Raw genomic sequence first — 10,931 nt, forward strand, 5'->3', positions numbered from 1 at the left:
CGCACGGCTCCCCGCCGTCTTTCCCGGGTCCCTTCGCCGGGCATCCGGAGGGGGTTGGTCCGTGCCTGGTCCGTGCCCCTGCCTGCGGCGATACGGGCGGCGCGGGTGTCCGAAGACACCTCACTCATTCGGGTGACATGTCCGGACGCTCTGGCCCGATCGGGCGGGCGGTCGACAGAATCGGACCGGTCTCGCCGAGGCCGTCTGCGCTGTCAGGGCCTATTGGGGGGCCAATCGGCATGATCCGTATCAAGGCTGGGGTTCCCCGCCGGGCGAGGCCCCGGACACACGGACGGGAGCCGGTCCGCCCGGTCCAGGAGGCAGTGCGCCGGCGCGGCCGGCTGCGCGTGGGGTTCGCCCGCGCCTCCGACCGGACGCCGCTGCGCCGGGCGCTGAGCCTCGGGCTGCCGACCGCCTGGGGCGCGCTGGCGATCTCGTACCGGATGGCCTGTCCGCTCGCGCAGCAGGACGGCGTGGGCGCGCGTATCGCCACGAGCGCCGTCTTCTTCGCCGTCGGCACCGGTCTCGTGGTGCACGTCAGGACGGTGCTGTTACGCGAACTGCGGCAGGTCCGCAAGATCGCGGGCGCCGCCCAGAGCGTGCTGCTGCGGCCGTTGCCACCGCGCATCGAGGGGCTCGGCATCGCGGCGACGCAGCTGTCCGCCGAACGCGAGGCCGTCGTCGGAGGCGATCTGTACGAGGTGATCGCCACCGAGCACGGCGTGCGGGTCGTCATCGGCGACGTCCGCGGGCACGGACTCGGCGCCATCGGGACCGTCGCCGCCGTCCTCGGCAGCTTCCGCGAGGCCGCGCACGACGAACCCGAACTCGGCGGTGTCCTCAGGAGACTCGACCGCGCCCTCGCACGGCATCTGCGCGAGCGGGCCCGCTCCGACCCCCTCTCATCGGGCCCTGTCGCGTCCGGCCCTGGCTCGTCCAGCTCCGTGCCGGCCGGCCCTGGCCCGTCCGGGCTCGATCCGGACAGCCCCGTCGCCGAGGACTTCGTCACCATCCTGCTGCTGGAGATCCACCCCGACGGCACGGTGTACGCCCTCAACTGCGGTCACCCGTGGCCGTATCTGCTCGGTCCCGGCCGGGTCGCGCAGCTCGCGGGCGCCGAACCCCTGCCTCCGCTCGGGCCGTTCCCGCTCCCGGCGGGACTGCCGGCCGAGCCCTGCGGCCAACTCCTGCCCGGCGAAGGGCTCTTCCTGCACACGGACGGGGTCGAGGACGCCCGGGACGCCCGCGGCCGGTTCTTCCCGCTGCTGCCCGCCCTCGCGGAGGCCGTCCGTGACCGGCCGGTCGTACCCGAGGCGGTCCTGCGGGCGGTCCTGGCGGGGCTGCTGCGGCACAGCGGCGGCCGGCCCGCCGACGACGTGGCCCTGCTGGTGCTGCACAACGACCGCAGCCGCGTCCCGCTCCGCCAGAGCCCCGACACCGCGCGCCATGCCCCGCGCTGACCGGGCGACGAGGTCCTATCGGACCCCCCGGAGGACACGGGCCCGGCATCGGACCCCCCGGACGTCACGGGCCCGGCAACGGACCCCCCCCGGACGACACACGCCCGGCGGCCCAGCCTCCGCGCCCGCCCCGCGCGGGGCCCGAACGGGCCCCGTCCGTCACGCCTGTCTCTGAGATGCCGACGGCGGCCGTCCGCCCCGCCACGGAGTGTCGGGCAGGCAGCCGGGCGGACGGCGCGAAACGGGCCGCCGCACTGTACGAGGGGGAGCCGGCGGCCCGGCCGGCCTCTTGCGAGACAGCTCAGTCAACCGGCCCGCGACGCTCCGCGACAGCGCGCACACCCCCCGATCACGGGTATTCGCTTCACACCCCGTGTGAAACGGACTCGCTACGCTGACTGGCGCCGCCGGCCGCCGAAGAGGACGATCGGCGCCGTCGGCCACGAGCCACCCCGGGGGGCCTTCCATGCAGCCCAACACCCTGCTTGACGCGATCCTCGACGAGGCGGGCATCTCGCACGCGGGACTCGCCGCCCACGTCAACCAGGCGGGGCGGGCCCGCGGTCTCGCCCTGCGCTACGAACACACGGCCGTGGCGCGGTGGTTGAAGGGCCAGCGCCCGCGCGGCCAGGTGCCCGACCTGATCTGCGAGGTCCTCGCGGCACGCCTGCACCGGCCCGTCACGCTGGACGACATCGGCCTCGGACTGCCCGGCGAGCCGGCCGCCCCGCACGCCACCTCGCTCTCCGGCTTCGTGGAGCGCGCCACCGCCCTGTGGCGCTCCGACGAGCAGCAGCGCCCGCACCTCCTCGGCGCGCCGGCCGTCACCGGCACGCCCGCCGTGATGCCTGTCTGGGAGTGGGAGAACCCGCCGGAGGACGTGGACGTCTCCCGGGGCGGCCGCCACCAGGTCAGCATGGCCGACATCGAGATGCTGCGGGCGGCCCGCGCGCACTACGAGCAGATGTACCGCAAGGCCGGCGGCATCGCGACCCGCACCCGCATCGTCGGCTTCCTCAACTCCGAGACCGCGCCCCTGCTGCGCGGCAGCTACCCCGACGCCACAGGACGCCAACTCCACCGCGCCACCGGCGGGTTGGTCGCGATCGCCGGTATCTGCGCCTACGACTCCGACGCGCACGGCCTCGCCCAGCGCTACTTCCACCAGGCCCTGCGCCTCGCGAAGGCCAGCGGCGACCGGGGACTTGGCGCGTACGTGATAGCTCTGCTGGTCAACCAGTCGCTGTTCATGCGGGAGTACCGGCAGGCGGTCGCCTTCGCGGAGGCCGCGCTGCGCGCCGCGGGCCGGCACATCACACCGGCGCTCGCCTCCGACCTCTACGCGATGCAGGCCAAGGCGTACGCACACCTCGGCGACGGCAGCAGCGCGCTGTCCTGCATCCGGCGTGCCGAACAGGCCGCCGAGCGCATCCGGCGCGGTTACGAGCCGGACGAGACCGGCTATGTCCAGCCGGGACTGGTCAACGTACAGGTGGCGGAGGCGCTGCTCAGCCTCGGTGACCTGGTGGCGGCGGCCGAGCACGCGGCGGCGGCCGTCGACAATCCCGCGCACGACCGGGGGCGGGTGCACCGGCTCGCCATGCTCAGCCAGATCGAGCTGCGCCAGGGCAACGCCGACAAAGCGGTGGAGACCGCGGTCCAAATGGCCGAGCAGGCACGGGGGATGGAGTCCCAGCGGCTGCGCGACAGACTCCGGGCGGTACGCGAACACCTGGTGCGCAGCGGCTGCGCGGGGACGACCCAGGCCGCTGAACTCATCGACGGCGCACTGCGCGTACCGCTTTAGTACCGCTGTAGTACCGCTGTCGGCGCGGTCCGCCGACGGGCCGTGCCGGGTGTGTCCGTCCGGCTCCCTCGCCACCGTTGTGGCACACCGTCTTCACCGTCACCGCACGCCACCCGACCGCCGTGAGTCTGCTGCCAGGACGCTCCTGCTGCGATATTGCCACTTACTTAGCGGAAGGTGGCAGAACTGTGCAGTGGACGAAACAGAACGAACAAACTGTGTATGAAAACCGCTGGTTCAGCGTCAACCTCGCTGATGTGCGCCTGCCGGACGGGCGGCATCTCGACCACTTCCTGATACGGCTGCGGCCCGTCGCCGTGGCCACGGTGGTGAACGAGGCCAACGAGGTACTGCTCCTGTGGCGGCACCGCTTCATCACCGACAGCTGGGGCTGGGAACTGCCGGCCGGCGTGGTCGAGGACGGCGAGGACGTCGTCGCCGCGGCGGCCCGTGAACTGGAGGAGGAGACCGGCTGGCGGCCGGGACCCCTGCGGCATCTGATGAGCGTCGAGCCCTCGAACGGACTCACCGATGCCCGGCACCACATCTACTGGGCCGACGAAGGGGAGTACATCGGGCACCCCGTGGACGACTTCGAGTCCGACCGCCGGGAGTGGGTCCCCCTGAAGGTCGTCCCCGACCTGGTCGCCCGCGGTGAGGTCCCGGCCGCCAACATGGCTGCCGCGCTGCTGCTCCTGCACCATCTCCGGCTCGGACAGGACACGTTGCCCTGACCGGGCCCCGCCCCGGTGCGCCCATGGCTCTAGTGGCCCAGGGCCTGCCAGACCGTCACGGCCAGTGCTCCGACGGCCGCGACGACGGACACGGTGGGCAGCGGCCAGCGGGTGTGCTCCAGGGCGACGATCCGTGTGCTGAGGTCGTCGAGATCCTTGGCCGTCTGGTCGTCGCGCTGGGTGAGCAGTGCCAGTCCTCCCTCGATGCGGGTGAACCCCACTTCGAGGGACCGGCGTAACTCGGCGAGTTCCTTCGGTGCCACGGGATGCTCGGAGTCGGCGGTCACGAGTCCGCTCCTTTCCGTAGTCGGAAATCCCTTGCGTGCGCACGGAAAGTCAACTCGCCTGGTGGACGCGTGGGGAGCGTGTGCGCGGGGCATATGCGGGCCCGGCGCGCACACTCCGTGTGAACGGCGCGGGCCCGGCACCGCGAAAGGGTGCCGGGCCCGCGCTCATGCCGCCCGCCGACGGCCTGTCGTCACTGACCGTAGGTGTAGAACCCGGAGCCCGACTTCCGGCCCAGGCGGCCGGCGTCGACCATGCGCTGGAGCAGCGGGGGAGCGGCGTACAGCGGCTCCTTGTACTCCTCGTACATGCTGAAGGCGACCGAGGCGACCGTGTCGAGGCCGATCAGGTCGGACAGCTTCAGCGGGCCCATCGGGTGGGCGCAGCCCATCTCCATGCCGTTGTCGATGTCCTCGCGGCTCGCGATGCCCGACTCGAACATCCGGATCGCGGACAGCAGATACGGGATCAGCAGCGCGTTCACCACGAAGCCGGAGCGGTCCTGGGCGCGGATCGTGTGCTTGCCGAGCGCCTTCTCGGCGAAGAGCTGGGCCCGGCCGATGGTGCCCTCGGAGGTGGTCAGCGCCGGGACCAGCTCCACGAGCTGCTGGACCGGGGCCGGGTTGAAGAAGTGGATGCCGATGACCTGGTCGGGGCGCGAGGTGGCGACCGCCAGCTTGACCAGCGGGATCGAGGAGGTGTTGGAGGCGAGGATCGCGTCAGGCCGGGTCACCACCTGGTCGAGCACCTGGAAGATCTCGGTCTTCACCTGCTCGTTCTCCACGACGGCCTCGATCACCAGGTCGCGGTCGGCGAACTCGCCGAGGTCCGTGGTGAACGTCAGCCGGTTCTGGGTGGCCGCCAGCTCCTCTTCGGAGATCTTGCCTCGGCCCGCGGCCTTGGAGAGGGAGTTGAAGAGCCGTGTCCGGCCGATCTCCAGGGCCTCGCCGGTGGTCTCCGCGACCTTGACGTCCAGGCCGGCGCGGGCGCACACCTCGGCGATGCCCGCCCCCATCTGGCCGCAGCCCACCACTCCGACGCGTTCGATGTCGGTCACATCGTCCCCTTCGCTGATCCGCACGAGCCTGGCAGACCTCCGTTGTCGGGCGCCTGCTCCGACCGTGCACGTTACCGCCAAGTATCGATGATCGATCGCCGGGGTCGGGCATGCTGGGCGGCGGGACGATCCGTGACCGGGCGGATCCACTGCGTAGGGGGTACGGACATGGGGCGACTGCCACGCCGGGCGTTCGCGGCGGCGGCGCTGGCCACCCTCACGGGACTGGGCGCGGCCGGAGACGCGGCGGCGGCCCCGGCTCGCAGGCCCAGAGCGGCGCGTGCCCTGCGCGGGATGTGGCTCGCGACCGCCTCGCACCGCGACTGGCCCTCCCGGACCGGGCTGAGCGCGGCCGAGCAGCGCGCCGAACTCCTCGCCCATCTCGACCGGGCCGCCCGGCTGGGACTGAACACCGTGTTCTTCCAGGTCCGTCCGGCCGCCGACGCCCTGTGGCCCTCGCCGTACGAGCCGTGGTCGCAGTACCTGACCGGTGTCCAGGGCCAGGACCCCGGCTGGGACCCGCTGGGCACGGCGGTACGGGAGGCGCACGCGCGCGGACTAGAACTGCACGCCTGGTTCAACCCCTACCGCGTCTCGGGGCAGCCGGACCCCAGCCGGCTGGCCGCCACCCATCCGGCGCGTCTCCACCCCGAGTGGGTCGTCCCGTACGGCGGGAAGCTCTACTACAACCCCGGGCTGCCACAGGTCCGCGCGTTCGTCCGCACGGCGATGCTCGACGCGGTCGGCCGGTACGCGGTCGACGGCGTGCACTGGGACGACTACTTCTATCCCTATCCGGTGGCCGGCGAGGAGTTCGACGACACCGCCGCCTACGAGGAGTACGGCGCCGACTTCCCGGACCGGGCCGCCTGGCGGCGCCACAACATCGACAGGCTGGTGCTGGAGATGGCGGCGGGCATCCGCGAGACCCGCCCCGGCGTCCCCTTCGGGATCAGCCCCTTCGGCGTCTGGCGCAACGCCGCGACCGACCCGGCCGGTTCACCGACCAAGGCCGGCGTCCAGACGTACGACGACCTGTACGCCGACACCCGCAAGTGGGTCCGGGAGCACTGGATCGACTACATCTGCCCGCAGTTGTACTGGCACATCGGCTTCGCCGCCGCCGACTACGCGGAACTGCTGCCCTGGTGGGCGCGGGTCGCCCGGGGCACGGGCGTCCGGCTGTACGTGGGGGAGGCGCTGTACAAGGCCGGCGCGGCGGGGCAGCCCGCGCCCTGGCAGGACCCGGCCGAGCTGTCCCGCCACCTCACCCTCGCCGCCGGGTTCCCCGAGGTCGGCGGGCACGTCTTCTTCGCGGCCACGGAGATCGCCGAGGACCGCGTGGGCGCGTTCGCCCGGGTGGTCGCCGAGCACTATGGGGCGCGGGCTACACCCCTGCGCTGACCCCGGGGTCCGCGGGACGGTCCTGGTCCGTTCTCCGGGTTCCGCCGGCCGCCGCGCACCGGCTGCCCCCCCGGATCGTCCCGCCGGTCAGCCGCGTGACCGCTGGGTCAGCGCGATGCACACCAGTACGGCGGCGGCGGTCAGCGGGGCGGCCGGGGTCAGATGTTCGCCGAGCAGCAGCACCGACCACACCAGCGTGAGCAGCGGCTGGGCGAGCTGCAACTGGCTGGCCTTGGGAATCCCGATCGACGCCATCCCCCGGTACCAGACGACCAGACCGAGGAACTGCGAACCGGCCGCGACCCACAGCACCCCCGCCACACTGTGCGCGGTCAGGTGTACCGGCTCGTACGAGAGTGCCAGCAGCGCGCCCGGCACGCTGAGCGGCAGACACAGGACCAGCGCCCAGCCGATGACCTGCCAGCCCGGCATCACCCGGGCGAGCCTGCCGCCCTCCGTGTAGCCCGCCGCGCAGATCAGCAGCGCGCCGAAGAGATAGGCGTCGGCGCCGGTCAGGGCGCCGCCGCTCTGCCGCACGGTGAACGCGATCACGGCGGTCGCGCCCGCGCAGGCCGCCAGCCAGAACATCCGCGAGGGGCGCGCCCCGGTGCGGAGCGCCGAGAACAGCGCCGTCGTCAGCGGCAGCAGCCCGACGACGACGGCCGCGTGCGCGGTGGTCGACGTACGGAGCGCGAGCGTCGTCAGCAGCGGGAAACCGAGGACGACACCGGCTGCGACCACGGCGATGCCCGCCAGATGCCGGCGGGCCGGCACGGGGACCCGCAGCGCGAGAAGGCAGCCGCCCGCGATGGCCGCGGCGAGGACACAGCGCACGGCCACCAGGGACCAGGGGCCGAAGCCCTCCAGGCCCCAGGCGGTGGCGGGGAAAGTGAGGGAGAAGGCGATGACGCCGAGGACCGCTTGCAGCGTGCCGGCCCGGCGGTCCGTCCGGGACGGGCCACCCGGCGCGCGGACGCCGGACGGGGAGCCGGGGGTCTCGGTCTCAGGGGCAGGTGGGCCGGTCGGGGTGGACGCGGTGGCGGCGCCGGTCATTGCTCCGGTGGGTTCGGTGCCGCTGCTGACCGCTATCCCGGTCGGCTCGATAGCGCTACTCTCTGCTCTCATGCAAGAGCGTAGCAGCGTAGGGGACCTGGCGAACCGGCTGCGACAGGAGCTGGACCGCTACTCGCCCGGTGGAAAGCTGCCGTCGAGCCGGGCGCTCGTCGAGCGGTACCGCGTGAGTCCCGTGACCGTGTCGCGGGCCCTCGCCCAGCTGGCCGCCGAGGGGCTCGTGGTCACCCGGCCCGGAGCGGGCGCCTTCCGCGCGGAGCCCCGGACCGCCGTCCCGGCCGGCGGGGACACCTCCTGGCAGGAGGTCACGCTCAGCGCGGACGCCGCCGCCGAACCCGCGCCCCGCACCGTCGACGCCTCCGGAGTCCTCGCGTCGCTCGCCGCCCCGCCGCCCGGGGTGGTCGAGTTCAACGGCGGCTACCTTCACCCCTCCCTCCAGCCGGAGCGGGCCATGGGCGCCGCCCTCTCCCGGGCCGGCCGCCGCCCCGGCGCGTGGTCCCGCCCACCGATGGAAGGGCTGCCGGAGTTGCGCGAGTGGTTCGCGCGGGGGATCGGCGGAGCGGTCGGTGCCGCCGAGGTGCTGGTCACGGCGGGCGGCCAGTCCGCCCTGACGACCGCGCTGCGCGCCCTCGCGCCGCCCGGCGCACCCGTGCTGGTCGAGTCGCCCACCTATCCGGGCATGCTGGCCATCGCGCGGGCCGCGGGCCTGCGACCCGTCCCGGTCCCGGTGGACCCCGACGGGGTGAGGCCCGGCCTGCTCGCGGACGCCTTCCGGGCGACCGGGGCACGGGTCTTCGTCTGCCAGCCGCTGTTCCAGAACCCCACCGGCGCCGTGCTCGCGCCCGCGCGCCGCGCCGAGGTGCTGCGCATCGCGCGGGACGCCGGAGCGTTCGTGGTCGAGGACGACTTCGTACGCCGGCTCGTGCACGCCGACGCGGGCCCGCTGCCGCGTCCGCTGGCCGCCGAGGACCAGGACGGCGTGGTCGTGCACGTCGGCTCCCTCACCAAGGCGACCTCGCCGAGCTTCCGGGTGAGCGCGCTCGCGGCCCGCGGCCCGGTCCTCGAACGGCTCCGCGCGATCCAGGTCGTCGACACCTTCTTCGTGCCGCGCCCGCTCCAGGAAGCCGCGCTCGAACTCATCGGGTCGGCCGCCTGGCCCCGCCATCTGCGCACCGTGTCCGCCGAGTTGAAGACGCGCCGCGACGCCATGACCGCCGCGCTGCGGCTGCGGCTTCCCGAACTCGCCCTGCCGCACGTCCCGTTCGGCGGCTACCACCTCTGGGTCCGACTGCCCGACGGCACCGACGAGGCCGCGCTCGTCGCCGCCGCCCTGCGCGCGGGCGTCGCCGTCGCCCCCGGCCGCCCCTACTTCAGCGCCGAACCACCCGCCGCCCACGTCCGGTTGAGCTTCGCGGCGGTGGCCGGGACGGAGGAGATCACCGAGGGGGTGCGCAGGCTTCGAGCGGCGTACGAGGAAGTCCGGATCTGAACCACCGCCGCTCGATGGTCCGCCCCGCGGATTGCTCGGTTCCTCCCGGCCGGACACCCGGTGACGAGAGCGTTCTCCGAGGGTTCGGACAGCGTGCCCACAGGGTGGGACGACGGCTCCGGTGAACTTTCGGACACCCTGAGTAACCCCTATTGACCTGCGGAGTCCCGCGTTCCACCATCTGGCCATGCATCTTCGGGTCACGTTCGTCGCCGCCGCGCGCAGCTCCTCGCTGCTCGCGGAACGCTTCGAGGACGACCGGCCGCTGGACCAGGCCGGCTGGGAAGAAGTGCTGCGCGCCGCCAACGATCTCGTGCCCCTCGCGGCGGCGGAACTGCGCTACTGCTCGCCGACGCCCCGCAGCCGGGCGACCGGCGACGCCCTCGGCTACGCGCCGCTGGTCCAGCTCGCCCTGCGCGACTGCGACATGGGCCGCTGGCGCGGCTTCACGCTCGGCGAGGCGATGGCCCGCGAACCCGACGCGGTGGACGCCTGGCTGGCCGACCCGCGCTCCACTCCGCACGGCGGGGAGTCCCTGCTGTCCTTCATCGGCCGGGTCGGCTCCTGGCTCGACACCCGGCCCGTCGACGACGGCGGCAGCATCGTCGCGGTCGCCGAACCGGCCGTCGTACGGGCCGCGTTGGTCTACGCCCTGAAGGCGCCGCCCGCCACCTACTGGAACATCGACGTCCGGCCGCTGTCGGCGATAGCGGTGACCGGCCGCGCGGGCCGCTGGAGCCTGCGCTTCGACCCGTCCTTCACCCAGGTCCCGCGCGTCTGAGGTCAGTGTCTGAGGTCAGTTTGTCCGGCGCCCGCGCGTGTAGTCGGTGGTGAGCACCAGGTCCTTCGCCGGTCCCCGGACCCGCCAGACGGTCCGCCAGTGGTCCTCGTCCCGGACCGTGAACTCCCCCCGGTACAGGTCCGCCGAGCAGGGGTGGTCGGCGACGTACCGGCCGGTCGCGAGGTCCAGGTCGTGGAACGGGCGGCCGTCGGAGAACCGTACGAGAACGCTGCCCGCCCCCTGCCCCGGCAGGAACCGCAGGGTCCGCTCGGCGGGCCGGGCGACCCCGTGCCACACGAACGTGCCCGACTCGTGGTGCAGGAGCCCGGCGCCGGCAGACGGTGCCGGGGAGGCGGCGAGCGAGGGGCCCGTATCGGCGCCCTGCGACGGCAGTTCACCGTCCGGGAGCGGGGGCCCGTCCTCGGGCAGCGGCCCGAAGAGCGTCGTGCCGGTGAAGCGGCCCTCCGCGCCGTCCGCGAGGTCCCGGACCGTGCGGCGCACCTGCCAGGTCCCGGCGAGATACGTCAGCGTGTCCCGCACCGGCCAGAACTCGCCCATACCGACCCGCTCTCCGTCCCGTCCACGGCCCCTGTCCGTGCCGCCGCCGTCTCCCATTCTGCCGGGGCCCCGCGGATCACGAGGCGGCGGTGCCATCGGAGGGCTCCTGGCCGGCCGGGAGCGCGACTCCGGCTGTCAGTGGTGTTCTCGGCCGTCAGCCGCCGTCAGCCGCCGTCAGCCGCCGTCAGCCGCCGTCAGCCGCCGTCAGCCGCCGTCAGCCGCCGTCAGCCGCCGTCAGCCGCCGTCAGCCGCCGTCAGCCGCCGTCAGCCGCCGTCAGCCGCGGT

Annotated in this window: 10 protein-coding genes; 6 read left to right on the forward strand and 4 right to left on the reverse strand. The window is 73.6% G+C overall.

Annotation, left to right across the window (positions count from 1 at the left end; all coding sequences use genetic code 11):
- Positions 1 to 239 precede the first annotated feature (239 nt).
- The 3 genes from AB0912_RS09625 (at position 240) to AB0912_RS09635 (ending at position 4,001) form a co-directional block, all read left to right on the forward strand.
- Positions 240 to 1,460: a PP2C family protein-serine/threonine phosphatase gene (locus AB0912_RS09625; RefSeq protein ID WP_366697482.1), complete on the forward strand. Its 1,221-nt coding sequence runs from the start codon at positions 240 to 242 to the stop codon at positions 1,458 to 1,460.
- Positions 1,461 to 1,926: 466 nt separating this feature from the next.
- Positions 1,927 to 3,267 (forward strand): transcriptional regulator, encoded by a 1,341-nt coding sequence (locus tag AB0912_RS09630; protein WP_366697484.1) that lies wholly within the window; start codon positions 1,927 to 1,929, stop codon positions 3,265 to 3,267.
- A 188-nt stretch (positions 3,268 to 3,455) separates the two neighbouring features.
- A complete protein-coding gene (locus AB0912_RS09635; protein WP_366697486.1) occupies positions 3,456 to 4,001 on the forward strand; it encodes an NUDIX domain-containing protein in 546 nt (181 codons plus the stop codon).
- Positions 4,002 to 4,030: 29 nt separating this feature from the next.
- Here AB0912_RS09635 and AB0912_RS09640 read toward each other — a convergent pair whose 3' ends face one another.
- Entirely contained in the window at positions 4,031 to 4,288 is a 258-nt protein-coding gene (locus tag AB0912_RS09640; RefSeq protein ID WP_366697488.1) for a hypothetical protein, read from the reverse strand.
- A gap of 191 nt (positions 4,289 to 4,479) precedes the next feature.
- Positions 4,480 to 5,343, reverse strand: a complete 864-nt coding sequence (locus AB0912_RS09645) for a 3-hydroxybutyryl-CoA dehydrogenase (protein ID WP_366697490.1) — start codon at positions 5,341 to 5,343, stop codon at positions 4,480 to 4,482.
- 168 nt (positions 5,344 to 5,511) lie between these two features.
- On the opposite strand from AB0912_RS09645, the gene AB0912_RS09650 reads away from it, so the two are divergent.
- The gene (locus tag AB0912_RS09650; protein WP_366697492.1) at positions 5,512 to 6,747 is read left to right on the forward strand and encodes a family 10 glycosylhydrolase; all 1,236 of its coding nucleotides are present in this window, start codon (positions 5,512 to 5,514) and stop codon (positions 6,745 to 6,747) included.
- An 87-nt stretch (positions 6,748 to 6,834) separates the two neighbouring features.
- Here the strand turns inward: AB0912_RS09650 and AB0912_RS09655 are convergent, their stop codons facing one another.
- Positions 6,835 to 7,872: a DMT family transporter gene (locus tag AB0912_RS09655; protein WP_366697494.1), complete on the reverse strand. Its 1,038-nt coding sequence runs from the start codon at positions 7,870 to 7,872 to the stop codon at positions 6,835 to 6,837.
- Between AB0912_RS09655 and AB0912_RS09660 the strand changes: the two genes are divergently transcribed.
- Positions 7,871 to 9,307, forward strand: coding sequence for a PLP-dependent aminotransferase family protein (locus AB0912_RS09660; RefSeq protein ID WP_366697496.1), 1,437 nt, complete (start codon positions 7,871 to 7,873; stop codon positions 9,305 to 9,307). The two genes, AB0912_RS09655 and AB0912_RS09660, sit on opposite strands and share 2 nt — an antisense overlap.
- Before the next feature lie 187 nt (positions 9,308 to 9,494).
- The gene (locus tag AB0912_RS09665) at positions 9,495 to 10,088 is read left to right on the forward strand and encodes a histidine phosphatase family protein (protein WP_366697498.1); all 594 of its coding nucleotides are present in this window, start codon (positions 9,495 to 9,497) and stop codon (positions 10,086 to 10,088) included.
- A 15-nt stretch (positions 10,089 to 10,103) separates the two neighbouring features.
- On the opposite strand, the gene AB0912_RS09670 is transcribed toward AB0912_RS09665, so the two are convergent.
- Positions 10,104 to 10,646, reverse strand: coding sequence for a DUF6314 family protein (locus AB0912_RS09670; protein ID WP_366697500.1), 543 nt, complete (start codon positions 10,644 to 10,646; stop codon positions 10,104 to 10,106).
- Between the last annotated feature and the right edge of the window lie 285 nt (positions 10,647 to 10,931).

Origin of the sequence: Streptomyces sp. NPDC007084, from assembly GCF_040703595.1 — a bacterium.
In the GTDB taxonomy this organism is placed as follows: Bacteria; Actinomycetota; Actinomycetes; order Streptomycetales; family Streptomycetaceae; genus Streptomyces.

Excerpts from the sequence above, each read along its gene's own strand:
- AB0912_RS09625 (WP_366697482.1), top strand. The coding sequence starts at position 240 with ATGATCCGTATCAAGGCTGGGGTTCCCCGCCGGGCGAGGCCCCGGACA.
- AB0912_RS09630 (WP_366697484.1), top strand. The coding sequence starts at position 1,927 with ATGCAGCCCAACACCCTGCTTGACGCGATCCTCGACGAGGCGGGCATC.
- AB0912_RS09650 (WP_366697492.1), top strand. The coding sequence starts at position 5,512 with ATGGGGCGACTGCCACGCCGGGCGTTCGCGGCGGCGGCGCTGGCCACC.
- AB0912_RS09660 (WP_366697496.1), top strand. The coding sequence starts at position 7,871 with ATGCAAGAGCGTAGCAGCGTAGGGGACCTGGCGAACCGGCTGCGACAG.
- AB0912_RS09655 (WP_366697494.1), bottom strand. The coding sequence starts at position 7,872 with ATGAGAGCAGAGAGTAGCGCTATCGAGCCGACCGGGATAGCGGTCAGC.
- AB0912_RS09665 (WP_366697498.1), top strand. The coding sequence starts at position 9,495 with ATGCATCTTCGGGTCACGTTCGTCGCCGCCGCGCGCAGCTCCTCGCTG.
- AB0912_RS09670 (WP_366697500.1), bottom strand. The coding sequence starts at position 10,646 with ATGGGCGAGTTCTGGCCGGTGCGGGACACGCTGACGTATCTCGCCGGG.